This window comes from Phycisphaeraceae bacterium, from assembly GCA_019636675.1.
In the GTDB taxonomy this organism is placed as follows: Bacteria; Planctomycetota; Phycisphaerae; order Phycisphaerales; family UBA1924; genus JAHBXC01.
In genome coordinates this window covers 708168-731675 of the sequence record JAHBXC010000001.1, presented here as the reverse complement: position 1 = coordinate 731675, position 23508 = coordinate 708168, and the positions used below count along the sequence as shown (strand labels likewise).

Genomic DNA, 23508 nt, shown 5'->3' with positions numbered 1-23508 from the left:
CGCACGCGCTCGGCGCCTGAAACGACAGCGCGGGCGCCCGAAGGACGCCCGCGCCGGGGGGTTCAGCGGTTTCGAGGCGCGGTCAGCCGCTCACATCGGCGGCGCCGGGCTTCGAGGGGATCGCGGGGGCGCTCGGGGCGCCGGTCTGCTCAGCGAGACGCCCGGCGACGATGGGCTTGCCGGCGTGGTCGTGCCGGACGGCGGCCGGGGCGTGCGCGCCGTGCGCCTTGCCGTTGGTCCCGTTGAGCCCGCTGGCGCGGGCGGCGTTGGGGAAGTGCTCGCCCTCCCAGGTCTTGGGATAGTTCGGGTCATCGAGTTCGATGGCCGCCTTCGTGGGGTGCAGGGGGCGGAAGGTGTCGACCATCACTGCGAGTTCCGCGGTGTAGGTGTGCGCCATCGACGCCTCGATCGTGCCGGGGTGCGGCCCGTGGGGGATGCCCTGGGGGTGCATCGTGAAGGATCCGATGTCGATGCCCTTGCGCGAGCCGAAGTTCCCCTCGACGTAGTAGAGGACCTCGTCGGAGTCGAGGTTGCTGTGGTTGTACGGGACCTTGATCGCGTCGGGGTGCCAGTCGAGCATGCGAGGGCAGAACGAGCAGATGACGAAGTTGTGCGCCTCGAAGGTCTGGTGGATCGGGGGCGGCATGTGCAGTTTGCCCGTGATGGGCGCGAAGTCGTCGATGTTGAAGATGTAGGGGTAGTAGCAGCCGTCCCAGCCGACGACATCGAGCGGGTGGTAGTGGTAGATGTAGGAGTGCATCGTGTCGCGCGCCTTGACGCGGACCTCGAACTCGCCGTCCTCGTCGAAGGTCAGCGGGAGCTCGGGGAGGCGCAGGTCGCGCTCGCAGTAGGGGGCGTGCTCGAGGAACTGCGAGGTCTGCTTCGAGAGGTAGCGCGGCGGGGGCGCGATGTGGCTGGCGTTGGTGGTCTCGACGACGAGGAACTTGCCGAAGGGCATCTCGTCCTTGGTGTAGGACGCGGGGCGCTTGTCGTCGGGGAGGGGGTTGAACTCCATCCGATAGATGGTGCCCTTGGGGATGATGATGTAGTCCTTGGGCCCGAAGCGCAGCGCGCCGAACATGGTGTAGCAGACGCCCGAGCCGTAGTGCACGAAGAGGCACTCGTCGCCCTGGCCGTTCTTGTAGTGGTAGGACATCTGCTCCTTGGGATTGCAGATGCCGATCTCGCAGTCGGCGTTGCCCATGAGGACGATGCGCCCGGTGATGGGGTCGCCCTTGGCCTTGATCCGCTTGCCGATCAGGTGGCGCATGCGCATCGTGTCGGTCTCGACGTACTCGGGCGCGGTCTTGTAGACCGTCTTCCAGCCGTAGACCTGCGTGGGGGGGTTGATGTGGTACAGCGTCGAGGTCGGCCCGACAAAGCCCTCTGTCCCGAAGACCTCTTCGGCGTAGAGACGCCCGTCGGGGCGACGGAACTGGACGTGGCGCTGCCTGGGGATCTGTCCGAGTTTCGTGTAGAACGGCACGGCGGGTCTCCTTTGGAAGCGCGGCGGGGCCGCGCAGCGGGCATATTGCGATTCTAGGGGCGAATAGCCCCCGGTGGGCGGCGGACGCCCGGGAAGCGGGGGTTGACTCGCGGGCTTCGGCGGCAATCATCCCGGCCGCGTTTTCCCGCTCGGACCACGCGTCCAAGGACCAGCGATGACCCGCGTTCAGCGCCAACACGACAGTCGCTTCCGGCCAATCGGCCGCGACGACGCCGGTGCGCGCAGAGCGTCGCGGTTCAACGCCGGATCGTCGCCCCGCACAGTGGGCTGACCGAGCGAACCGCCCGGGAGCGCCCCGCTCCCATCCCCCTCCATCCAGAGTCACCAGTCCGTTCGTCGCCGCGCGACGGGCGACCCGTCCCGTGGCGCGCGGTGATCGCGCCGAGAGTGAGACAGTCATGACCAGGACGCTGAAAGTGATCAGCGCTGCCCGTCCCCTGGCCCCCGAGGACATCCGTCCCGGGCGGTATGTGTGCGTGCTCCGTGAGTACACCGACCACACCTGCTCGGTCGAGTGGCGCGTCGACCTGCGCGAGCGGTCGCGCGTGGTGCGATCACGCTGCGCGGATATCCCCGCCCCGGCCGACAACCTGCCTCTGATGGTCGAGGCGATCTGCCTGCCCCTGGTGTTCGTGCGCGACGCGTTCGGCAAGCCGCGGATGCTGGACGTACGCTGCGCGGACCTCGCGTCGGTGAGCCCTGAGTTCGCCGAGTTCGTGTTCGCGCGTCTGCGTTCGCAGCGGGCGGGGTCGTAACATCGGGCATGGACCACTCACCCGGCGACGGGCTGCCGCTGTCCGCGATGACCTGGGCGGCGCTGCTCGCGAGATGGACGGAGTTCGCCCGTGCGTCCGTCGCGTTCCCGAAGGACGACCGCGGCGAGCGGTGGCGCGCCTCGGTGGCCCCGGTGATCGGTCTGCAGGCGACCACCTTCGCGCTGGGCGATATCGACGCGCTGTCCCCGGGCGAGAGGGCGCTCGGCCTCGATCGCGCCGGCGTGCTCGTGCGCGCCCACGCTGGCGACCTGCACCGGGTCTGGGCGGGGGAGGCGATGCCCGACGCGCTGCGCGAGGTCGTCGACGACGCGGCGTCTGCGCTCTCGCTCGCGCGCTCGCGCGGCGTGGAGTATCGCGTGACGATCGACCGGCTCGACGCGCCGGACCTGCTCGGTTCGCTCGAAAGGGCGATGGCGCATGGCCAGCGCGTTGAGTTTGCGATGCTCCCGGCGCCGGGCGTCCCGTTGTTGCGAGGGGGTGTGGCCGCCTTCGTCAGGCCTGGCGTCGAGGGGCTGGTTGTGGAGGGGTGCGAGGCGGTCGCGTCGCCACCCCGCCAGGTGTACCGGCGCGACGGCGAGGACGCGCACGACCTGATCGCGCTGTTCGAGGGCGAAGTCCACCCCGGGCTGCCGCTGCTGCGCGTGGTGATCGACGAGGGCGCGGTGGTGTCGCGTTTCGACGACGCCGACGCGGCGCGCGCGAGCGCGATGCGTGCCTCGATGGGCGGGCGGGCGTGGCGCGTCGAGACGCACGATCCGGAATGAAAGACCGGGCCGACCCGTGTCGGGGCCGGCCCGGCGATCTCCCGCTGGACGCGTCGGCGTGCGTGTGTGCCACGCCGAGTTGTCCGGGGGTTGGGCTCTCTCGGTCTCCTCCAGCGATCAGGCGCGACGACGGCGCGCGCCGAGCAGGCCCGCGAGGCCGAGCGTCGCGACGGCGCCGGGCGCGGGCACGATCACATCGCGCACGAAGTCGATCGCGGCGTCGTGGATCTTGTCGTCGAAGTTCTGGTTGAAGACGAGGTAGAAGGGCAGCGACTCGCTCGCGCCGCCGCCGCGGATGGAGAGGGCGAGGAGGTAGACGCCGTCGGTGGCTGGGGAGTTGAGGATGTAGTCGGGGTGCTCGTCGTCGAGCGAGCCGAAGGAGTTGACGGGGAGGTCGAAGGTGTCGAAGGCGAAGCCAAGGCCGGCGGTGGTGAACTGCTGCTGGAGGTACTGCAGCGTCATGGTGGAGTCGGCGAGGTTGTCGAAGTCGCTGCCGTTCCAGACGCGCAGGCCGTCGAGGACGCGCAGGGTGAGGAAGGAGTCGGGCGTGAAGACGCCCTCGTCGCTGAAGAAGCCGGGCTCGTCGGCGAAGTTGGGGAGGGCTTCGCCCAGTTCGACGCCGAAGACGCGCTCGCGGACGAACGCGCCCTCATCGAGCAGGCCGGTGATGATGCGCCCGTTGGCGACGCGGAAGTTCACGTCCTCTTCCGGGCTCGCGATCGCGACGGAAGCGGGGAAGGCGAGGGAAGCGAACGCTGCTGCGGCAAGAATCTTCTTCATGGCTGTCTCTCCTTGAAACATGCCCGGTGTGCACCCCGTGGGGGGTGTGCGGCCGCCGGGCGCGGCCTGGACGCGGGTACAAAACAGAACGGGCGTCGCGCGTCGCGCGACACGGTTGAGGGTGGTGGGTGAAGCTCGGGCCAGACGCTGGCTGAACGGTTGCTCAGGACGCGCGTTCGGGGTCGAACTTGTTGTTCTCGAGGTCGGTGAAGACATCCCTGAAGCGCAGGGTCTCGGCGTGCCCGTCGAGGAAGCCCCAGTTGGACTTGCTGTCGAAGGACTCGGCCGGCCCGCCGTGCTGGTCGATCTGCACGTTGCGCGCCGCGAGGCGAGGGATGAACTCTTCGCGGATGCCGCGGATCCACCAGCCCTCGATGTGAGGGTGGTCTGATCCGGCGTACTCACCGGTCTCGGTCATGAGGAGGAACTGCACCGTCGACGCCGGGCGGGGGATCACGTCACGGTTGCGCCACGCGATGAACGGGGCGTACGAGGTGAGGTAGTTGTTGATCCCGTAGCTTGTGCGTCGGAAGACATCGGTCGTTGGGGGGACTGGGACTCCCTGCCCGCCCTCGTCGGTCGGCCAGTGGACGCTCCGGTCGGCCGGCGAGCGGCGGAGGAGGGGAGTCTCGTGGTATTCCTGGAGCGTGTTGATCCAGGATCCCGCTTCGTTGCCCACGCCGCCGTGGGGGAGTCCGGCGTCGACGAGCTCGCCGCGTCGGTCGTTGGCGTAGAGCTCCTGAGAGATCTGGAGACTGCGCACATTGGCGAGGCACTTGACGGTGATCGCGCTACGGCGCGCCTGCCCGAGGGTTGGCAGCAGGATGGCGATAAGCAGCGCGATGATCGCGACGACGACGAGGAGCTCGATGAGCGTGAAGGCGCGCGTGGTGCGCATGGCCGGATCCTCCGCGCGGCGCGGTCGCTCGGGCGATCGCAACGGCGCGACGGGGTGGCGGGATGTCGAATGGACGAACGACCCGATGTCACGAGGCGGCGCGCGGGACAAATCCCACACGCGGCGTCAGACGGCGCGGTTCGTGTTCGTCGGGGGATCGCGCGAGCGCGAGGGCGACCACCGGCGCGTGATGAGCGCCTCGGGGAGCGCCTCGGCGAGGAACGCGACGGGGCGAGAGTCGGGCGCGTGCTGCGCCGGGGGCGGCGTCGTCCAGCCCTTCAGGAGGACGGCGAGCAGGTCGCAGGTCGGGCAGTCCTCGTCGGGGGATGTGTCGCCGGGGGCTGCGGGCGCAGGGTGTGAGTGGGGGTGGGGGTCATCGCACGCGATGGAGAGCGAGGCCTCGGCGCCCTGCTGGTGCGAGTGCGAGGCGTGGATGTCGCGCAGGACGCCGAACGATTGCAGCGCAACCGCCAGAACGACCAGCAACCGGGCTAGACCCGCGACATGACCCATGCTCAATGATTATCCCTCGTGAGCCGAGGGGTTGCAAGAAGTTCTTTCCCGAATCAGGGGTGAATCGTTCATTCCGGAACGCCGGGGTCCGTGGGGCGGGCGTCAGTTCTGCGGCGTGACGCGGTGCTTCGCCGGGGGCAGCGCTCGCAGGGGCGCGAGCATGCGCTGCTCGTATCGGTCCTGGAAGAGGCCGTAGGACGGGTTGCCCTGCGTCTGGGGGTATTCCTTCTCGATCAGGCGCTTCGCGCGTTCGACGCGCGACTCCGGGAAGGGGTGTGTGCTGAGGATCTCGGGAGGGCGCGGGCCCGAGCTGGCGTCGGCGAGGACCTGCATGACGCGGACCTGTCCCATCGGGTCGTAGCCGGCTCGCGTCATGTAGCGGATGCCCAGCGCGTCGGACTCGTACTCCTCGTCGCGCCCGAACTTGAGGAGAAAGCCCGTTCCGCCTACGCCCACGAGAAGCGGGACGCCGACCTTGACGAGGTCGTCGCTGCTGCGACCGGCGGCGACGCTGGCGCCGACGAGAAGGCCGGTGAAGACGAGCTGGCCCGAGACGCGCTTGTCGGCGTGCTCGGCGGTGACATGCCCGATCTCGTGCCCCAGGACGCCGGCCAGTTCGGCCTCACTCTTGAGCTGCGCCGCGAGGCCGCGGGTGATGAAGACCTTGCCCCCGGGGAGCGCGAAGGCGTTGATGACCTCGCTGTCGAGCAGCGTGAATTCCCAGGGGAGCGTGGCGTAGTCGCCCTCGGTGTGGGGGACCATCTTCATCCCGACCTCTCGCACATACGACTGCAGGGCCTCGTTGGCGACGGCGCCCCCGTACTGCGGGACGATCTCGCGCTGGCCCTCTTCGCCGATATTGATCTCCTGCTCGCGGCTGAGGGTGTTGAGCTGAAACCGCCCGGTGGCCTGGTTGGTCGTGCACGCCGTCAGGAGAGGCGCCCCCAGCAGGATGACCAACAGGAGCGCGAATCGGGATGTGTTGAATCGTGCGATGTTCATGGCTTCGAGAATGTACCGGTTTGCGGGTTCGACGCGCCACGCGCGCGTCGGTTCGCCCGCCCTCGCAGGATGAGCCCCGAGACAATGCTCAGCAGCCCCAGCGGGACCGCGCCCAGCGCCACCCACAGCGACGCTTGCGCCAGAGCGTCCACCAGCGCCACGAGGGGCGCAAGTTCCTCGTCTGTCAGCCCCTCGGTCTGCTGCGAGCGCAGCCCGCTCTTCGCGAAACCCCACGCGAAGGTCGTGAGCAGGGTCAGCCCGAGACTGACCACCAGGCCGAGCCAGAGCAGGAGGGCGCCCAAACGGGCCTGAACGCGTGGGGGAGGTGGCATCGCGAGAGGATAGGGAGAGTCCGGCCCGCCCGATCGTGCGAACTACCATGCCCCTATGACGCAGACGCACTCCCCAGCGAAGGGGCCCGCGGCCCCCTCCGACGCAGGGTGGACCCGCGACGAGCTCGCCGACAACCCGCATCGCAGCGATCAGAAGGCCGAGAAGGTGCGCGGGATGTTCGCGTCGATCGCGAAGTCCTACGACCTGAACAACCGGCTCCACTCGTTCGGGCGCGACAGCGCCTGGCGGAAAAAGGTCGTCCGGCTCGCGGAGGTCTGCGCCCACGAGCGCGTGCTCGACGTGGCCTGCGGCACGGGCGAGCTGACACGCGCGTTCCGGAAGCACGCGAACCCGGAGCGCGTGGTGGGTCTGGACTACACGCCGCAGATGCTCGACATCGCGCGCGCGAAACCCAGCGACCGCATCGAGTATGTGCAGGGCGACGCGCAGGCGCTGCCCTTCCCCGACAACTCCTTCGATGTGGTGAGCATCGCGTTCGGTATCCGGAACGTGCAGGAGCCGGCGACGGCGATCGCGGAGTTCCGTCGCGTGCTCGCGCCGGGCGGGCGTCTGCTGATCCTGGAGTTCTCGAGGCCGCGGTTCCCGCCGGTGCGATGGGGCAACGATTTCTACAGCGGGTGGCTGATGCCGCGGACCGCGACGCTGATCAGCAAGGACAAGAGCGGGGCGTACTACTACCTGCCCAGGTCGGTGGAGTCGTTTTTGTCGCCGCAGCAGCTGGGGATCATGGCGCGGGACAACGGGTTCGTGCGCTGGTCGTTCCACCCGATGACGCTGGGGGTGGTGACGATCACGAAGGCGATGGCGCCGGGGTGAGGATCGCGAGTCCCTCTCTTGCCGGAAGCTGCTTATTCCTCGCGTTCGAAGCGGGCCAGATCGTCGAGTTGCGTCTGGGCACGCGCCAGATGGCGTGATTCCGCCGCGGGAGAGTTGGCGCGGTGGGCGCGTCGGGTGAACAGCGCCACGACGCCGAGAATCACCAGCGAGATCACGATGTTCAGCCACAGCCAGGCCGCGTTCGGTGCGTGCATGCGCGTGACGCAGAGGAACAGCGGGAGCCACATCACCGCCCAGGGCACGCCCAGAACCCAGCCCATGCGCCGGTAGGCGACACGCAGGCGCAGCGTCTGGCTCTGGATCGCGACGACGGGGGCGCCGTAGTCGAGGCGGGCGAGCATCGTGAGGAAGACGCCGGCGCCGATGATCGTGACGACGCCGTAGGCGTGCATGACGACCCCGGAGACGAACACCGCGTCGCCGACCGGCGAGGCGCTCCACGCGTGCACGCCGAGCACGACGAGGAACACGCCGAAGGCGATCAGCGCGAGGTGGCTCCAGTACAGCGGAAGCAGCGTGCGCCGGACCGTTTCGAGGCGCCGGGCGCGCAGGTCCTCGGCGCGCAGCGCGTGCTCCGCGGCCAGGCGCGTGTCGAGGGCCCGCCACGCCTGCTTCAGTTCGTTGAGTTCGAGGTCGGTGGTCATCGCTGGTTCCTTGCGTGGAGGTGCGCTGGCTCGTCGGCGTCCTGCATGCGTTCGCGCAGGCGCGCTTTCATCCGGTGGAGTTTCGTGGCGACATTGCTCGCGCTGAGCCCCAGCACCTCGGCGATGTCCTGGTGGTTCAGGTCGTCGAGCCAGAGGATGAGCAGGGCGCGATCGAGGGGGCCGAGGTCCTCGATCAACCGGCGCAGCAGCGCGATCTGGTCGGTGTCGATCGCGTCGTCGTTGATCGATGGCTCGTGCGACGCTTCGAGCGAGACGGCCCGGCGCGCCGGGTGCTTGCGCCGGCGCAGGGACGAGATCCCGACATTCAGCGCGACGCGGTACATCCAGGTCGTGACCGGGCGGGCGGGGTCGTACGAGGGCCACGCCTTCCACAGATGCAGGGCGATCTCTTGCATCAGGTCGGAGCGTTCGTCGCGGGTGGAGGCGTAACTGGCGGCGACCTTGCGCACGATGCCGGCGTGACGCTGGAGGGTCTGTGTGAACCGCTCGTGCTGCGTTCTCAGGTCGTGCGTCATGGGGGCGGCTGCCGCTCTGGTCATCGGACCGTTGCTCCTCTTCTCCCCGGTGATTCGCGCGGGCCGGGATGGGCTTACACGCGCCAGCAGGAAATCAGTTCGACGGGCATCGGCGCGGGCGGTGTTCGGGGATGGCGGTCATACAGTCGGGGCATGACCCTCGACCTCACGAAGTTCGATGCGCTCACCTTCGACTGTTACGGGACGCTGATCGACTGGAGCGCGGGGATTCTGACCGCGCTGCGCAGGACCCTCGGGGAACGCGTGAACGGTGTCAGCGACGAGCAACTGCTTTCCCTCTACGGCACGCTCGAGGCGGGGGCGGAGCGGCCGACGCCAGGCGGCGGGCATAAGGCGTACCGGGATGTGCTGCGCGAGGTGGTCGACGGGTTCGGGCGCGAGTTCGGGTTCACGCCCACCCCGGCGCAGCGAGACGCGCTCCCGGAGTCGATCCGTGACTGGCCGGCGTTCCCCGACACGCGCGAGGCGCTGCGCTCGTTGAAGAAGCGGTACCGGCTCGCGGTGCTGTCGAACATCGACCGCGACCTCTTCGCGCTGACGGCGCCGAAACTGGGCGTCGAACTCGACGCGTTGGTCACGGCGCAGGATGTGGGGTCGTACAAGCCCGGGCGTGCGCACTTCGACGAGGGGTTGAAGCGGCTCGGCCTGCCGCGCGAGCGCGTGCTGCACGTGGCGCAGAGTCTGTACCACGACATCGCTCCGGCGCGTGCGCTGGGGCTTTCGACGGTATGGGTCGCGCGCGGCGCCGGGAAGGCGGGTGCGTCGTTCGACGGCTCGCCGGATGCGCGACCGGATCTGGTCGTGGCGGATCTTGAAACGCTCGTTGGGGAGGTTGAAGCGATGTTTGCTGGGCCGACCAACTGACGCGAGCGACGCGCTGGCGCGTGCTGTCGTTTTTTTTGCTGAATTCTCGGCCCTTGATGCTTGCGGCACACGAGAGAAGGTGGTAGTTTGAAACCGTGAGCGGCGGGTGTCGCGTCCGAGGTGTCTCGGGCTGTCCACCGTGCGACGGGATCTGGGACGGGAGGCGCAATCATGATGTCGTTCGGCATAGTCGTCGGATGTGCTCTGTCTTTCGCTGCGCAAGCAACGACGAACCCCGCGGATCTGGCCGACACTCCACCGGCGCGCCTCAAGGAGCGGGACGGATCGGTCGTCGCCGCGTCTTCGCAGGACCGGTTCGCGACAGAGGAGTTCTCGCTCGCCGGAATCAGTGGGCCGCCACGTCCGTTCGATCTGGTCGGACTGTCTCTGGAGTTCATCCCGGTCCAGGGTCGCGGCGACGCCCCGTTTCGGTACACGATCCGTCGCACGGAGATCGATTCGCTGCCGATCGATCCGGCGGGCGGGACCCCCGTTCTGGAAGAGTTCGCGATCGGGAACGACACATACATCGAAGTCGAGTTCGAGCCGGGCGGGATGTCGCCTCCGCTCTTTCAGTTCTTCGGCAATGCCTACTCGGCGGTGTTCATCGGCTCGAACGGCTATGTCACCTTCGGGCAGGGCGATACGAGCGTTCCGAGGTTTCTCCCGACGCATTTCAGCCGCGCGAGGATCTCTGCGCTGGCCGCCGATCTCGATGTCAGGCGCGGCGGCTCGCTCGAGTATCTCCGGTTGAGCGATCGGTTCGTCGTCACCTGGGAGAATGTGCCGCGCGAGTTGATGTCCGATTCGAGCACCTTCCAGATCGAACTGCACTACACGGGCAAGATCGTGATGTCGTGGGTCGAGACGAGCATCACCGACTCCATCGTCGGGCTGTCTGCAGGCAACGGGACGCCGTTGACCTTCGTCAACACGGACCTCTCCTCGACACAGACGGGAGGGTTCTTCCCGCCGGTCGCGGAGAGTCGGCTTCATCGAACCATCACAGGGACGCCCATCGACTTCCGGTTATCCGCGACCGACGACGGGCACCCGATCGGCGTCATCGTGTACAGGGTCACGACTCTGCCGGCGCAGGGACGGCTTCTCGACATCTCGGCGAACCCGCCGGTCGAGATCGAGCCGGGGATGCTGCCTTACACCATGGCGAGCGGCGATCTGCGGTTTGTTCCGCCGAACGACGAGTGGAACGGGCGCGTCGAGTTCAGGTTCGTCGCGGACGATCTCGGCGGCTTTCTGAGCGCCACGAACAGTCCGAAGGCCACCGGGGGCACATCCGTTCCGGAGGCTTCGGTCGGCGAGTCCGGCGAGGCGGTCATCATCATCGAATGCGGGCTTCGCACGCGCGTTCTCAGTTACCTCGTCGAGGACACGCTGGATCAGACGGGGTGGACCGGATTCTCGCCGGGGGGCTGGGAGTTCGGGCAGCCCCTGGGAATGGGCTACAACGGACAGGATCCCACCAGCGGCTACACCGGCGACAATGTCATCGGGTTTAATCTCGCGGGTGATTACCCAGACAGGATGCCCGCTACGCACCTGGTGTCACCCCCGATTGATCTGACAGGCGTGACCGGGTCCCGCGTCTCATTTCGGCGCAGGATCGGCCTTTCTGCGGGAGATACCGTGGAGTTCGCGATCAGCACCGACGGCGTTGCGTGGACGCCCCTGTATTCCGTATCCACTTTGCTCATTGGTGAAAAGCAGTGGCGGCGACGCGAGTACGACATCTCGAAATGGGCCGACGGAGAACCGACGGTTTACCTCCGGTGGACGATGGGGCCGTCCGGCATCGTCGGGGAGAGTTACGGCTGGAACATCGACGACATCGTCATCGAGGGCATGCTGCCGCGGCCGTGCTGTCCGGGCGATGTGGACGGGTCCGGCACGGTGACCATGGACGACATCGCGGCGCTTCTTTCTCAGCCCTTCGGTCCGGTCGAAGCGCCGAATGTCCACGACATCAACGGCGACGGCCTGATCGGCGTGGAAGACATCCAGATCATCTCGGCCAACCTGGGGATCGATTGTTCGGGCTGCGACTGAGCGCTTCGGCGGTGACGCCCAGGGGCGGGAGCCGCTCACACGCTCACGGGCTTGAGCATCGTCTCGTCGACGAGGATCTCCGCCTCGGTCTTTGAGACGACCTCGTCGGCGGTCACGCCGGGGGCGAGTTCGATCAGGCGGAAGCGGCGATTGTCGTGGTCCATCTGGAGCACGCAGAGGTCGGAGATCACCATGTCGATGCAGCGCCGGCCGGTGAGGGGCAGCGAGCATTCCTTGACGATCTTGGCTTCGCCCTTCTTGGAGTTGTGCTCCATCATGACGATGACGCGACGCACGCCGGCGACCAGGTCCATGGCGCCGCCCATGCCTTTGACCATCTTGCCCGGGATCATCCAGTTGGCGATGTCGCCCTCCTGGCTGATCTGCATCGCGCCCAGGATGGCGAGTTGGACATGCCCGCCGCGGATCATCTCGAAGGACTCGCTGGAGGAGAAGTAGGCGGCGCCCGGGACGGCGGTGATGGTCTGCTTGCCGGCGTTGATGAGGTCGGCGTCGACCTTGTCCTCGGTGGGGAAGGGCCCGATGCCGAGCAGCCCGTTTTCGGACTGGAGCCAGACCTGCATCCCCTCGGGGATGTGGTTGGCGACGAGGGTGGGCATGCCGATCCCGAGGTTTACAACGAATCCGTCTCGGAGTTCTTTGGCTGCTCGGGCGGCGATCTGGTCGCGGTTGAGGGGCATCACGCAGTCTATGGCCCCCGGAACCGCTGGGTTTTTGAGGGTCGCGACGCGGAAAACCCCTCTGTACCGGGGGTTGCGGGCGCGAGAAAAGCGCTTATCGGACGCGATTTTGTGATTCTGGGGGTTTCCCGTGCGCGCCCCTGTCGATTTCACGGGTTTGTTCGCCGTCCCCCGATGAGCATGCCCGCGGACGAGAGTTCGCATCGTGAAGGCGTCGGCGGGAGCCGGCCAGGAACAACAGGGAAACGGTGGCGGGATGCGACGGAGTCGCTCCTCGCGTGCATAGACACGAACGCGGAGCATGGAAGTGCATACGGAACGAATGACCGAGCGTCTCTTCGAGTCCCTCATCAGCGGCGACCGCGCCGCGGCCCGGAGCGTCCTCGACGACGCGACCAACGCGGGATTCACCCCGGAACGCATCGTCGCCGACCTGTGCTGGCCGACATACGAACTCGTCGAGAAACTGCACCGCGGCGACAAGCTCAGCACGCTCGCCCACCACATGGCCACACGCCTGCTGCGAGTGCTCGTCGATCAGACCTCCGCGAAGTTCACCCGCAAGCCCAGCAACGGGCGCTCGGTCTTCGCGGTGTGCGGGCCGACCGACGCCGACGAGCTCGCGGCGCAGATGGCTGCGGACCTGCTGGATGTCGAGGGCTTCGAGGTTTCGTTCGCCGGCGGCGGGATCGCGAACGACGAGATCCTCGAGCGCGTGCAGGACACGCAGCCGGACGTGCTGGTGATGTTCGCCAACGCGCCGAGCGACCTGCCGAACATCCGTGAACTCATCGACACGATCCACGAGATCGGCGCGTGCAGCCGCGTGCAGATCGCGGTGGGCGGGGGCGTGTTCAACCGGGCCGAGGGCCTGGCGGAAGAGATCGGCGCCGACCTGTGGGCGACCGACCCGCGCGAACTCGTGCTCGAGATCAGCGAGAACCCCGAGATCCTCACGGGCTCCGAGAACCGCACCGTCGGGCGCAAGCGCACGACGAAGCGCAAGGTTGCTTGAGAAGGCACGGGGCAAGAGGCACGAGGCATAAGTCAAGAGCGGGCGCGGCTGTGAAGGGTCGCGCCCGCTTTGTTTTTTGCAGGGGAGAGAGCTCACCGCAGAGATTGCAGAGTGCGCAGAGTGGGGAGATGGGTGGCGTGGTACGGCGCAGCCGTGCCACGGAGAAGTGACCCGACCTCGCCCATCGGCGATGACGGACGAGGGGGCGTTGGCGTCAGCGTCGCCTGCGCGCGGCGAGCGTGATCGCGCTGGCGAACACGGCGCACGCCCCAACTCCCGGGCTCGGAACCGCCGCCGCGATGCGGAGCACGCCGGAAGGGAAGACGACACTCGTGAAGTCCCCGTACATCCACCCGAGGTGGTCGCCGCGGAGAAGCAGCGACTCGGTCGAGCCGCCCAGCGTGCCGATGCGGCCCCGGAACTTCGGCCCCACGAAGGGATCGACATCCTCCAGCCACTCCCTGCCGCCGCCGGAGACATCGAGCAGACCCCAGGGCGATTGCGTGTCGGGGTAACTCCCGACGGCGGCGGGCATGCCCGGCGCGTCGTCGAACGACACGCCGAAGTTCGTCTCGGCGCCCTCGCTCGGGAGGCCCGGCGTCAGGCGATCGTCGGTCGCGTTGGGGAAGAGCCACCAGCCGCCTTCATTGTCGCCGTAGCGGTTGGGGTCCCAGTACCCGGCTTTGTGCCACTCATCGCTGGTGGGGATCCAGAACTTCGCGTCGGGGTTGCGCGAGGCCTGATCGTTGTACGAGCCGTCGGGGTTCTGGGTGAAGGTGGAGGCGTCGTACGCGCCGGTCTGGAAGACCGAGAGGGGGACATCGGGCCCGGTGGGGGCGCCGTTGTGCAGCCAGTTGGTGAACAGCGCCGCGGGCCGCCAACCGACGAACGCCGGCAGCGGCGCTGCTTGAGGAAGCAAGCGGAATCGTGGCACGCCGTTCGAGTCGTTGCCGGTCCAGTCGGCCCCGCCCAGCACAGCGCTGTCGTTGGGGGAGAAGCCCATGCCGTAGATGTGCGGCGCCAGCGCGTTGAGGAACGGGAACCATTGCGCACGAGTGACCTCGGTCGTGGAGATGCGGTAGCGGTAGTCCACGCCGCCGAAGACGAAGGGCGGGTCGCCGGGGATGCGCTGGAAGACGAAGTCGGGGTTGCCCGGGTCGCCGATCTCGCTGAAGGTCAGGCCGTGCTCGTGCGTGAGGCGCAGCAGGTGGTTGTTGTGGACGCCCCCGCCCCCGGAACCCTGCGCGAGGGCGGCGGACGGCGCAACGCAGAGCAGCACGACAACAGAAAGACCGGGATATCTCACGCGACGCTCCTCGGAACGGAGTGACTCGACCGAACCCGCCGGGCGGCGGCTGTGCGGCCGGAAGGTACCACAGAGGGAGCGTGAATCCAAGAGGAAAATGGGAGAAATCGGATCAGAGCCCCGGGGGGGAGCACGGGGCTCGAAGCGCGGGTGGTTCGTTGATCCGTGCACCCGCGAGCGAAGAAGAGATTCACCGCGGAGGGTCAAGAGCGGAGAGAAGGCAGAGGGTGGGGAGTGAAGACGGGAGAGCGGGTAGCCCTCCCTGGCCCCTCCCATCTCGCTGCGCTCGACAGGAGAGAGAAAGAACAACGCCGCGTGAGTGACGCGGCGCTGGTGTTGTTTCAGTACGTTGTTCGTGGCACGGCTGCGCGGTACCACGCTACCCACGGGCGTTTCAGCCACGCGCCGGCGCCAGCAGGTTCTCCGGCGCCTGCAGCAGGTCGATGACATGCTGCAGGAATCGCGCCGCCTCGGCGCCGTCGACGACGCGGTGGTCGGCGGCCAGCGAGAGGGGCATGACCTTGGCGATCTTGAGCATGCCGTCCTTCACGAGGACCGCGTCGCGGGCGCGCCCGACGCCGAGGATGGCGACCTCGGGGTAGTTGATGATCGGGGTCGCGAAGCGCCCGGCGTAGGAGCCGACATTGCTGATGGTGAAGGTGCTGCCCATGAGCAGGTCGCGCGGGATGGAGCGGTCGCGCGTCATGCGCGCGAGGTTGTCGATCTCGCGCCCGATCTGGAGGACGCCCATGCGGTCGGCGTCGAACATGACGGGGACGGTGAGCCCGTGGTCGGTGTCGGCGGCGATGCCCAGGTGCACGGCGCGGTGGCGCAGGACCTCGCCGGCGTCGTCGTCGACCGTGGCGTTGAGCGAGGGGTAGGCCTGGAGCGCCTTGCAGACGGCGGACGCGACGAAGGGGAGGAAGGAGATCTTCTCGCCGCTGCTAGCTGCGGTGCGCTTGCGCACGGCGTCGAGGGAGGTGATGTCGGCCTCGTCCATGACATTGAAGTGGACGGCGGTGTTGACGCTCTCGCGCAGGCGGGCGGCGATGGTCTTGCGCACGCCGCGGATGGGGATGCGGACGAGCTCGCCCGGCGCGCTGGGGGCGGCGGGGCGGGGGCGCTCGGGGACATTGACCGCCAGGGCGGGGGTGGAGTGGGACTCGCGGCGCGGGGCGGGCGCCGGGGCGCGCTCGATGACCTCGTGGTCGTCGCGGCGCGAGGGGGCGGCGTGCGGCGCGCTGCCGTTGCGCCCGGGCTTGGACGAGGAGTGCTCGGCGAAGGCGCGGACATCTTTTTCGGTGACGCGACCACCGATGCCCGATCCCGGGACGGTGTCGATGTCGACGCCCAGGTCGCGCGCGACGCGTCGCACGGCGGGGGTGGCGAGGGCCTTGCCGGCGGCGGCGGTGAGGCCTGGCATCTCGGAGAGGGAGCCGACGACGGTGCCGGCGTCCTCGCGCTCGCCCTCGTTGGCGTGCTCGACGACGGCGCCCTGGCGCTCGACGGTCTTGGTGGTGGAGACGCCGCGCGCGGTCTGGGACTGGGGCTTGGGCTCGGGGGCTGCGCTGGACGCGCCCTCGTAGGTCCAGGCGATGGCGCCGACCTTCATGATCTCGCCGACCTCGCCGTTGAGGGTCTTGATGACGCCGTCGCGTGGGGAGGGGACCTCGACGAGTGCCTTGTCGGTCTCCATCTCGGCGACGGTCTGGTGTTCTTCGACGCGATCGCCGGGCTTGACGAGCCAGCGGATGAGTTCGGCTTCGTGCACGCCCTCGCCCAGGTCGGGGAGGATGAAGACATTGGGGTCGGTCGAGGTCTTGCCGGCCATGGGCGCTCCAGAGCGTCGGTGGGGGTCGTTTTCGTACGGGGCGGGTCTGCGGGCACTGCGTCCGGGCGTGGGCGACGCTCCCGGGGGTGGGTGGGGGGTCGTCAGCGCAGGGCAGGGCTCGCGTGCGATTGTAGCCGGACGGGGGGCGTTTACCCTCCCGGGCGACTGCGCGTGGGGGGAGTGGTCAGCGGACGACGCCGCGCCGGAGCTGGGCGAGGGGGTAGAAGGTGTCTCGCCAGCGCACGCCGCCTTCGAGGAGGGTGCGAGCGGCGGAGTTCACGCCCGCGAAGAGGATGATCCAGTACGCCAGCGGCGAGAGCAGCGCCCCGGCGAGGCCCCAGCGCTGGGAGCGTGCGCCGAGCGCGCCGGGGACGATCGTCGCGAGGTAGGCACCCAGCGCGCAGGCCGCGGCGAGCCGGAGCGCGTCGCGCTCGGCGAGCGCGAGGGCGACGGGCGCCGCGATCGGCGCGAGCAGGCAGAGCATCGCGACGAGCGCGAGAAGCGTGGTGCGCACGATCGAGAAGTTCTGGGTGGCGAAGGCGTTCTTGCGAAGGACGGCGACGAGGGATCGCGCCGACCCTGCCCACTCGACCTCGACATCGTGGGAGGCGAAGGCGAGTCGCGAGCGTGCGCCGGCCTTGCGCGCGAGCATGCCGAGCTTCACGTCGTCGACGATTTCAAGGCGCAAGGGTTCGTGGGCGCCGAAGGAGCGGTAGAGCGCGGCGTCGATCATGTTGAACGCGCCGATGCCCATGTAGCCGGTGGGCAGGTCGCGGTTGAGGAAGAACGCGCGGACACCGAGGAGCGTCGTGCCGGCGAGGAGCGCGGCGCGCCCGGGCAGCGTCGTGGACGCGTGCGAGGGCGCGAGGCAGAGGTGTTTGGCGTCGAGCCGGGCGGCGAGCGCGACGGCGCGCGCGACGGCGGTGTCGGTGAGCCAGGTGTCTGCGTCGATGAACACGAGGATGTCGCCCGTCGCGTGGGCGGCGGCGGCGTGCAGCGCGTGGCACTTGCCGAGCCAACCGGCGGGGAGCTCGTCGATGCGCACGACGCGCAGGTGCGGCTGTTCGCGTGCAAGGGCGCCCAGGATGGCGGGCGTCTCGTCAGTCGAGCGGTCGTCGGCGACGATCACCTCGTGGTCGACTCCGAGTTGGGCGAGCGCGCGACGGACGGTCTGCTCGATGCGGGTCTGTTCGTCCCTGGCCGCGAGGATCACGCTGACGCGTGCAGGCGGCGCGTCGCGCAGATCCGGCAGGCGGGGCATATGCACAAGTCCGATCGTCGCCGGGACGACGATGCCGAGCCAGGCGAGACAGACGACTGCGAAGAACGCGGTGGCGGCGAGGGTGGGGTCCATCGTCAACGGGATCGTGCGAAGGCGGGCGCCCGGATGCCCCCGAAGCCCCCGTTATGCCCCCGGAGGGTTGCGCGATGATGAAAAAAAGAAAAAGGCGGCGGACCGCCAGAGGCAGTCACGCCGCCCTTCCGGGGGCACCCAGAGTATGACCTCTCGCTGGTGAAAAGGCAAGTCAAGATCTTGACGATTTGTGAATATGCAGCGGGGCATTCCGCGATTCTCGGGGCGCGCGGGCCTGCGCGGCGTCCAACTCGGGTATTCTGAGGCGCTTGGAGGTTCCTCATGCTCGGACGGATCATCGTGGCGTACGACGGCTCGCGACTGGCGAGGGCGGCGTTTCAGCTTGGAGTGGATCTCGCGTCGACGCTTCGGCGCCCGATGCTCGCGGTCTACACGGTCGAGCCGCTGCCCCCGCCGCCGGTTCTGGCGGACCCGATGGTCGCGATTGATCCGGGCCCTATGTCAAATTATGCGGAGGATCTGGGCGAGCAGCGCGCGTGGGCCGAGCGCGAGATGGACGACCTGCACGCCAAGGCGCGTGCGAGGGGGGTCTCGCTCGAGGGGCGCATCGAGCAGGGCTCGCTGCGCGAGGTGCTGGTGGAGATGGCCAACGCGGACGACCTGATCGCGGTCGGCAAGAAGGGTCGCTTCCGCGAGTCGGGGGTGGGCTCGATGACGCGCGGGCTCGTGCGTGCCTCGCCTTGTCCGACGCTGGTGGTCAGCGAGGACGCGTCCCCGATTGACCGGCTGGTGAGCGTGTTCGACGGCACGGCGGAGGGCAAACGCGCGATGATTTTCGCCGGGATGCTCACGAAGGAAACCGGCTGGCCCCTCGACGTCGTCGCGCTGCCCAGTGACGGGCAGACACCCGAGGAAGCGGTCGCGCGCACCCGCGAGGCGCTGCCCGAGGGGTGCCCTGCGACGGTGACGGCGACCGCGAAGTCGCACGACTGCGCCCACGCGGTCGAGGAGGCGCTCGCGCAGCATTCGAGCGGTTCGCTGGTTGTGCTTGGCGCGTATGGGGAGTCGTGGCTCGCCGAGTTGCTGTTCGGCTCGACGGCGCCGCGGGTGCTCAAACGCGTGAAGGCGCCGATCATCCTGGTGCATTGAGGGGGGAAGGCACGGGGCACGGGGCACGAGGCAAGCGGGAGGAGGGAGAAGATTGGGCGTTTTAGTGGCGCTCGGCGTTCGTGGCTGGGGCGAGGTTCCATGGGTCGCGCGAGAGGTTGTTGATGGTCGTGCCGCCGTGGGTGACGGTGGGGATGTTCTCGAGGAAAGCGTGGGGGAAGGGGAGCGTCGGCTTGCTGACGGCGTCGAGTTCGTCGACGACGCTCTGGGGGAGCGTGACATCGAGCGACGCGAGGTTGGCGTCGAGCTGCTCCATCGTGCGCGCGCCGATGATGGTGGACGCGACGCCGGCGCGCTGACGCACCCACGCAAGGGCGACCGACGCCGGCGAGGCGTTGACCTTCTTCGAGGCGCTGAGCAGCGCGTCGATGACAGTCAGCGTGCGCTCGTCGAGCTCCTTGGCGGCGGCGCGCGACTCGCCCTGCCCGGGCCTTGTGGTGCGCGTGTACTTGCCGGTGAGCAGGCCGCCCTTCAGGGGCGACCAGGGCGTGACGCCCAGCCCGAGCTCGCGCGCGGCGGGCATGAGATCGGCCTCGACGGTGCGCTCGAGCAGCGAGTGCTCGATCTGGAGCGCGACCAGGGGCGTCCAGCTCTTGAGTTCCGCCATGGTCTGGGCGCGAGAGACGATCCACGCGGGGGTGTCTGAGAAGCCGATGTAGCGGACCTTGCCGCTGCGCACGAGGTCGTCGAGGGTGCGCATGGTTTCGTCGATGGGGGTGTGGCGGTCGTGGAAGTGCATCCAGTAGAGGTCGATGTAGTCGGTCTGGAGGCGCCGGAGCGAGTGGTGGACCTGGTCGAGGATGGCCTTGCGTCCTGCGCCGCCGGCGTTGGGGTCGCCCAGGAACATGTTGCCGCCGAACTTGGTGGCGATGACGACGCGGTCGCGTCCGAGGTGGTGTGCGCCGAGGCCTCGGAGGTAGTCTCCGACGATTTTCTCGGAGTGGCCCTTGGTGTAGATGTTGGCGCAGTCGAGGAAGTTGCCGCCGCGGTCGAGGTAGGCGGCGAGGATGCGTTTGGAGTCCTCGACGCTGGAGCCCCAGCCCCATTCCTCGCCGAAAGTCATCGTGCCCAGGCAGAGGGGAGACACGCGCAGGCCGCTGCGGCCGAGGGTGACATAGTGCTTGAGCGAGGTCATCGTGTGTGCTCCAATGGGGGGCTGGCGGTGCGTGAGATTGTTGGCGTGCCGAGTGGCGGGCGGATTCTGGAGGACAGAGGATGCGAATGCGGGTGTTGGAGCGATGGCTGACGATCGAGGATGACCGGGGGGCGCGCGTGCCGCTGGTCGATCCGGGGGATCTGAAGGAAGGTTTGACTGATTTTCAGAGGCGTGAATTGCGCCTGGCCGTGCCGCAGCAGCCGTTGCGGTTCGTCGGTCTCATGCTGCTGTTCATCGCCTCGGTGGCGTTCGTCCAGATGGGCTTGCGTCTTGTCTCTCGCGGGTGGCCTCCGGTGAACGCGGGCTGGCGCCAGATCGCGGGTATGCTCGCGTTCTGGACGCTGGTGTTCGGGCTGATCGCGCTGTGGCACTGGCGGCGCAAGACGAGGTCGGTGCGCCGGTGTCTGGCGTGGGGCGTGTGCGCGAGCTGCGGCTATCCGCTTCGCGACGCGCTGGAGGGGGAGGATTCGCTGGTGGTGTGCCCGGAGTGCGGCGCGTCGTGGCACAGCGCGCGCGTGGGCGCTCGGTATCCGGTCGAGTGATGATGGGGTGCGAGGGAAGGAAAGCCCCCGCCGGGGCGGGCCGACGGGGGCTGATGTGCTCGGGTTGTCGTGAGGGGGTCAGTTGCAACTGGTTCCGAAGTTGGTCAGGACGATGTTGAGGTCGCCGAAGTCGACGATGCCGTTGCGGTCGAGGTCTCCGAGGACATGGCCCGGGTCGCCGACGGCGCCGAAGCAGCCCAGGACGGTGTTGAGGTCGGCGAAGTTGACGCTGCCGTCGCCGTTGGCGTCGCCGATGCAGGGCTCGGTGCGCTCGAGGGTGTAGGCCTGCGAGGCGACGGGCTCGAAGCCGGCGTCGGTCTCGACGAAGAGGACCGCGTCGAAGAACTCATTGGGGCGTTCTTCGGTCAAGGAGACGGCGAAGAGGATGGGCAGGGACTGTCCGCCGGGGATGAGGACGAAGTTCTCGACGGGCTCGCCGGGGTTCCTGCCGTCGACGCTGAGCACGCCGCCGGAGATGAGCCGGTAGGAGAAGATCGCGTCGAACATGGTCTCGTTGGTGATGGTGAACGTTCCGTTGGCGTAGCCGGCGCTTGCGAGGAAGATCGACGGGTCGGGGACTGGCACGCACCAGCGCGGGATGTTGCCGGTCGGATCGAGGATCGTCGTGACGACCTTGCCGGTGCTGGTGTAGTTCGTGCCGCTCGCGAGGTCGGTGACGGTTGCCTCGAGGCAGGCCATCGCGTTGGGTGTGCTGAGGGTTCCCTCGCAGAAGATGGTGATGGGGATGTCCACGCACTGCCCGGGCTGGACGGTGACCGTGCCGTTGTTGGGGGCGATGAAGTTGGACGCGATGATGGTGTTGCATCCGGCGCCTGCGACGCTGTTGAGCGACCACGAGTAGTTGCGAGGCACGCCGGTGTTGTTGCAGATGGTGAGCGTGGTGGTCACCGTCTGGTCCTGCGGCCAGCAGCAGCGGGTGATTGCGGTGAGGTGGGTGCTGGTGGGCTGCGGGTCGGGCAGGCAGGGGTTGGGGTTGCAGGTGGTGTTGTTGCCGAGGTAGACGCCGTGGTAGCGGTTGATGCAGTCGTCCTGCGTGGTGATGACGCAGATGGGCTGCGGGACGCCGGGCTCGTCGAAGCAGCAGGCGCCGCGTGGGTGCATGTCGTCGCACTCGGGGATCTCGACGCAGACTTCCTGAACACAGCACTCGTTGAGCATGAGGTCGTGGATGCCGATGTCGAAATAGAGCTTCTCGCCGGGCGTGGCGCCGGTGATCATGAGGGTGATGGACTGCGAGGTCATCAGCGGGCCGACGGGCGGGACGAGGGCGACATAGTTGGGGTTGATGGTCACGCCTGAGGGCGGGAAGAAGAACATGTGGTGGATTGTGTCGGGGGTGAGGTTGTCGAACTGGAAGGTGTAGAGGTAGGTTCCGGGGGGCGCACCGGGGACGCAGACGATGGAGGAGTTGGCGCTGCGTATCTGGAGACAGTCGCAATCGGGCGTGATGCAGACGACGACGGAGCAGCAGACATTGCCAGACGCGTCGAGGAGGGTGACGACGAAGCAGAATTCGACGCCGTCGATCAGCCCGCCGAAGGTGACATCGAAGGTGTGCATGCCTCCGGTGCCTGCGACGAACTGATTGATGACGTTTGGGGTGACGCTGACGGGCGCGCCGGGGGGCAGCGGTGTGACGAGGATGCGTGTGGCGTCGACGCCGGAGTTGTTGGTGATCTTGATGCTGGCGGTGATGTCGCCGCTGCCGTCGAGCTCGCAGACGACTTCGAGGACATCGGCGATGGCGCATGCGTCGCAGTCGAAGTCGAACACGAAATCGTCGACGGACATGAGTTTCCAGTTGTTCTCGCCCGGGCTCGTGCGGAAGGTCATGGCGGCGAAGTCGTTCATGTTCGCCATCATGGGGACGTTGGTGAGCACCGTCGTGGTGTTGTTCGCGATGAACGAGTAGTAGTCGGCGGAGATGGTGTTCGCGCCGGTGTCGAGGGTGATGTCCCAGCGGTCGTAGCGGTTGTTCGCCGCGACGATGGTGGACTCGAACATGCTCGAGCCGTTCCAGTAGGTGACCCTGTCGCCCGTGGCTCGCTGGGTCAGCCCGAGCATGAATCCGATGTTGCCGGAGGAGTCGAGGAAGGCGATCTCGTCGCCGAAGTAGCCGTTGGGGATCTGGCCGCCGAGCTCGGGCCCGGCGAGCTGCGCGCAGACCCAGAACGAGACCTTGACGATGCGTCCGGCGGTGTCGGCGGGGTCGCAGCCGTTGAGGTCGCAGGAGTCGAGGGTGTACTTGTACTTGAGCGCCGGTCCGCCCCAGCCCTCGTGGCCGGTGGTGAGCACGAGCGCCTGGTCGGAGGCGGCGCCGGATGTGCCGCCGGAGTTGACCCAGGTGCGGTCGTACCACGAGTGGCCCGTGGCGTAGGAGACGCTGCCCCCGGAGAAGAACCCGCCGGCGAGGGCTTCCCACAGCCCGGTGTTGGGCGTGATGGGGGTCTGCGAGCCGCCCAGGCCGCAGACCGTGCCGTACTGGCCGGCGTTGTAGTTCTGAACCATGTTGAGGAACGGCGCGTAGCCGTCGGCGGCCTCGAAGCCCCCCAGGTGCGCGTGCGACGCGGCGCTGGCGAGCAGCGCGAGCGCCGCGAGCGAGGTCGCTCGTCGCGGCCGAGTGCGTGCGTGCGTGGTGCGTGCGCTAGACAACGCGGTTTGCGTGTCGGCGTTGAGTTCCATACTCCTTGCCTGCTTTCGGATGACGATCGTGCGACCGGCGCGAGCCGCCTGCGGTGAGACCTGCGCTGATGCGCGCAGTCCGGCGGGGCGTCGACTCCTTGGAGGGCGGAAGCGGGCTTCCGTCCGGAGCACGGCATCCAGATTACTCATTCCCCCATGGATCGCAACACGATTCAGCTCAAGAACACCCGGTGGAAGCACGGGGAGAT

General features: G+C 68.1%; 21 protein-coding genes and 1 pseudogene. 8 read left to right on the top strand and 14 right to left on the bottom strand.

All coding sequences use genetic code 11. The annotated features are described in order from the left end of the window. Positions 1–82 precede the first annotated feature (82 nt). The gene (locus KF684_03105; protein ID MBX3351897.1) at positions 83–1486 is read right to left on the bottom strand and encodes a homogentisate 1,2-dioxygenase; all 1404 of its coding nucleotides are present in this window, start codon (positions 1484–1486) and stop codon (positions 83–85) included. Positions 1487–1905: 419 nt separating this feature from the next. On the opposite strand from KF684_03105, the gene KF684_03100 reads away from it, so the two are divergent. Beyond that, positions 1906–2262, top strand: a complete 357-nt coding sequence (locus KF684_03100) for a hypothetical protein (protein MBX3351896.1) — start codon at positions 1906–1908, stop codon at positions 2260–2262. A gap of 8 nt (positions 2263–2270) precedes the next feature. Next, positions 2271–3047 carry a hypothetical protein gene (locus KF684_03095; GenBank protein ID MBX3351895.1) on the top strand — a complete coding sequence of 259 codons (777 nt, stop codon included), beginning with the start codon at positions 2271–2273 and terminating at the stop codon, positions 3045–3047. 117 nt (positions 3048–3164) lie between these two features. Here the strand turns inward: KF684_03095 and KF684_03090 are convergent, their stop codons facing one another. The 5 genes and pseudogenes from KF684_03090 to KF684_03070 form a co-directional block, all read right to left on the bottom strand. Continuing rightward, positions 3165–3827, bottom strand: coding sequence for a hypothetical protein (locus tag KF684_03090; protein ID MBX3351894.1), 663 nt, complete (start codon positions 3825–3827; stop codon positions 3165–3167). A gap of 787 nt (positions 3828–4614) precedes the next feature. Continuing rightward, a pseudogene (locus KF684_03085) lies at positions 4615–4725 on the bottom strand (prepilin-type N-terminal cleavage/methylation domain-containing protein). Between the two features lie 126 nt (positions 4726–4851). Then, complete coding sequence (locus KF684_03080) at positions 4852–5238, bottom strand: hypothetical protein (protein ID MBX3351893.1); 387 nt, start codon at positions 5236–5238, stop codon at positions 4852–4854. Positions 5239–5340: 102 nt separating this feature from the next. Further along, the gene (locus tag KF684_03075; GenBank protein MBX3351892.1) at positions 5341–6240 is read right to left on the bottom strand and encodes a M48 family metalloprotease; all 900 of its coding nucleotides are present in this window, start codon (positions 6238–6240) and stop codon (positions 5341–5343) included. Further along, complete coding sequence (locus KF684_03070; protein ID MBX3351891.1) at positions 6237–6572, bottom strand: hypothetical protein; 336 nt, start codon at positions 6570–6572, stop codon at positions 6237–6239. The genes KF684_03075 and KF684_03070 overlap by 4 nt, the downstream gene beginning before the upstream one ends. A 55-nt stretch (positions 6573–6627) precedes the next feature. Between KF684_03070 and ubiE the strand changes: the two genes are divergently transcribed. Next, entirely contained in the window at positions 6628–7410 is a 783-nt protein-coding gene (ubiE, locus tag KF684_03065) for a bifunctional demethylmenaquinone methyltransferase/2-methoxy-6-polyprenyl-1,4-benzoquinol methylase UbiE (protein MBX3351890.1), read from the top strand. 32 nt (positions 7411–7442) lie between these two features. Here ubiE and KF684_03060 read toward each other — a convergent pair whose 3' ends face one another. After that, positions 7443–8075, bottom strand: coding sequence for a hypothetical protein (locus KF684_03060; GenBank protein ID MBX3351889.1), 633 nt, complete (start codon positions 8073–8075; stop codon positions 7443–7445). Then, the gene (locus tag KF684_03055) at positions 8072–8635 is read right to left on the bottom strand and encodes a sigma-70 family RNA polymerase sigma factor (GenBank protein ID MBX3351888.1); all 564 of its coding nucleotides are present in this window, start codon (positions 8633–8635) and stop codon (positions 8072–8074) included. The genes KF684_03060 and KF684_03055 overlap by 4 nt, the downstream gene beginning before the upstream one ends. Before the next feature lie 129 nt (positions 8636–8764). Between KF684_03055 and KF684_03050 the strand changes: the two genes are divergently transcribed. Together KF684_03050 and KF684_03045 are read left to right on the top strand one after the other, a co-directional pair. After that, a complete protein-coding gene (locus KF684_03050; protein ID MBX3351887.1) occupies positions 8765–9496 on the top strand; it encodes a haloacid dehalogenase type II in 732 nt (243 codons plus the stop codon). Positions 9497–9667: 171 nt separating this feature from the next. Beyond that, positions 9668–11563, top strand: coding sequence for a hypothetical protein (locus KF684_03045; GenBank protein MBX3351886.1), 1896 nt, complete (start codon positions 9668–9670; stop codon positions 11561–11563). Between the two features lie 35 nt (positions 11564–11598). Here KF684_03045 and KF684_03040 read toward each other — a convergent pair whose 3' ends face one another. Further along, positions 11599–12264 (bottom strand): CoA transferase subunit B, encoded by a 666-nt coding sequence (locus KF684_03040; GenBank protein MBX3351885.1) that lies wholly within the window; start codon positions 12262–12264, stop codon positions 11599–11601. 322 nt (positions 12265–12586) lie between these two features. On the opposite strand from KF684_03040, the gene KF684_03035 reads away from it, so the two are divergent. Continuing rightward, positions 12587–13279 carry a cobalamin B12-binding domain-containing protein gene (locus KF684_03035; GenBank protein MBX3351884.1) on the top strand — a complete coding sequence of 231 codons (693 nt, stop codon included), beginning with the start codon at positions 12587–12589 and terminating at the stop codon, positions 13277–13279. 214 nt (positions 13280–13493) lie between these two features. Here KF684_03035 and KF684_03030 read toward each other — a convergent pair whose 3' ends face one another. The 3 genes from KF684_03030 to KF684_03020 all read right to left on the bottom strand — a co-directional run bounded on the left by KF684_03030 (position 13494) and on the right by KF684_03020 (position 17770). Further along, complete coding sequence (locus KF684_03030; protein MBX3351883.1) at positions 13494–14585, bottom strand: SUMF1/EgtB/PvdO family nonheme iron enzyme; 1092 nt, start codon at positions 14583–14585, stop codon at positions 13494–13496. A 394-nt stretch (positions 14586–14979) separates the two neighbouring features. Then, the gene (locus tag KF684_03025) at positions 14980–16416 is read right to left on the bottom strand and encodes a 2-oxo acid dehydrogenase subunit E2 (GenBank protein MBX3351882.1); all 1437 of its coding nucleotides are present in this window, start codon (positions 16414–16416) and stop codon (positions 14980–14982) included. Between the two features lie 184 nt (positions 16417–16600). Next, entirely contained in the window at positions 16601–17770 is a 1170-nt protein-coding gene (locus tag KF684_03020) for a glycosyltransferase (GenBank protein ID MBX3351881.1), read from the bottom strand. A gap of 282 nt (positions 17771–18052) precedes the next feature. Between KF684_03020 and KF684_03015 the strand changes: the two genes are divergently transcribed. After that, positions 18053–18880 carry a universal stress protein gene (locus KF684_03015; GenBank protein MBX3351880.1) on the top strand — a complete coding sequence of 276 codons (828 nt, stop codon included), beginning with the start codon at positions 18053–18055 and terminating at the stop codon, positions 18878–18880. A gap of 61 nt (positions 18881–18941) precedes the next feature. Here the strand turns inward: KF684_03015 and KF684_03010 are convergent, their stop codons facing one another. Beyond that, on the bottom strand, positions 18942–20033 hold the full coding sequence (locus tag KF684_03010) for an aldo/keto reductase (protein ID MBX3351879.1): 1092 nt from the start codon (positions 20031–20033) through the stop codon (positions 18942–18944). Positions 20034–20113: 80 nt separating this feature from the next. On the opposite strand from KF684_03010, the gene KF684_03005 reads away from it, so the two are divergent. After that, a complete protein-coding gene (locus tag KF684_03005) occupies positions 20114–20596 on the top strand; it encodes a hypothetical protein (protein MBX3351878.1) in 483 nt (160 codons plus the stop codon). A 78-nt stretch (positions 20597–20674) separates the two neighbouring features. Here KF684_03005 and KF684_03000 read toward each other — a convergent pair whose 3' ends face one another. Next, complete coding sequence (locus KF684_03000; protein MBX3351877.1) at positions 20675–23299, bottom strand: hypothetical protein; 2625 nt, start codon at positions 23297–23299, stop codon at positions 20675–20677. Positions 23300–23508 lie beyond the last annotated feature (209 nt).

Bases quoted from the DNA above. Each gene is read 5' to 3' on its own strand.
- KF684_03080 (MBX3351893.1), bottom strand. From the start codon at position 5,238: ATGGGTCATGTCGCGGGTCTAGCCCGGTTGCTGGTCGTTCTGGCGGTT.
- ubiE (MBX3351890.1), top strand. From the start codon at position 6,628: ATGACGCAGACGCACTCCCCAGCGAAGGGGCCCGCGGCCCCCTCCGAC.
- KF684_03095 (MBX3351895.1), top strand. From the start codon at position 2,271: ATGGACCACTCACCCGGCGACGGGCTGCCGCTGTCCGCGATGACCTGG.
- KF684_03025 (MBX3351882.1), bottom strand. From the start codon at position 16,416: ATGGCCGGCAAGACCTCGACCGACCCCAATGTCTTCATCCTCCCCGAC.
- KF684_03060 (MBX3351889.1), bottom strand. From the start codon at position 8,075: ATGACCACCGACCTCGAACTCAACGAACTGAAGCAGGCGTGGCGGGCC.
- KF684_03015 (MBX3351880.1), top strand. From the start codon at position 18,053: ATGCTCGGACGGATCATCGTGGCGTACGACGGCTCGCGACTGGCGAGG.
- KF684_03020 (MBX3351881.1), bottom strand. From the start codon at position 17,770: ATGGACCCCACCCTCGCCGCCACCGCGTTCTTCGCAGTCGTCTGTCTC.
- KF684_03090 (MBX3351894.1), bottom strand. From the start codon at position 3,827: ATGAAGAAGATTCTTGCCGCAGCAGCGTTCGCTTCCCTCGCCTTCCCC.
- KF684_03055 (MBX3351888.1), bottom strand. From the start codon at position 8,635: ATGACCAGAGCGGCAGCCGCCCCCATGACGCACGACCTGAGAACGCAG.
- KF684_03005 (MBX3351878.1), top strand. From the start codon at position 20,114: ATGCGAATGCGGGTGTTGGAGCGATGGCTGACGATCGAGGATGACCGG.
- KF684_03075 (MBX3351892.1), bottom strand. From the start codon at position 6,240: ATGAACATCGCACGATTCAACACATCCCGATTCGCGCTCCTGTTGGTC.
- KF684_03050 (MBX3351887.1), top strand. From the start codon at position 8,765: ATGACCCTCGACCTCACGAAGTTCGATGCGCTCACCTTCGACTGTTAC.
- KF684_03040 (MBX3351885.1), bottom strand. From the start codon at position 12,264: ATGCCCCTCAACCGCGACCAGATCGCCGCCCGAGCAGCCAAAGAACTC.
- KF684_03035 (MBX3351884.1), top strand. From the start codon at position 12,587: ATGACCGAGCGTCTCTTCGAGTCCCTCATCAGCGGCGACCGCGCCGCG.
- KF684_03100 (MBX3351896.1), top strand. From the start codon at position 1,906: ATGACCAGGACGCTGAAAGTGATCAGCGCTGCCCGTCCCCTGGCCCCC.
- KF684_03010 (MBX3351879.1), bottom strand. From the start codon at position 20,033: ATGACCTCGCTCAAGCACTATGTCACCCTCGGCCGCAGCGGCCTGCGC.
- KF684_03000 (MBX3351877.1), bottom strand. From the start codon at position 23,299: ATGGAACTCAACGCCGACACGCAAACCGCGTTGTCTAGCGCACGCACC.
- KF684_03070 (MBX3351891.1), bottom strand. From the start codon at position 6,572: ATGCCACCTCCCCCACGCGTTCAGGCCCGTTTGGGCGCCCTCCTGCTC.
- KF684_03045 (MBX3351886.1), top strand. From the start codon at position 9,668: ATGATGTCGTTCGGCATAGTCGTCGGATGTGCTCTGTCTTTCGCTGCG.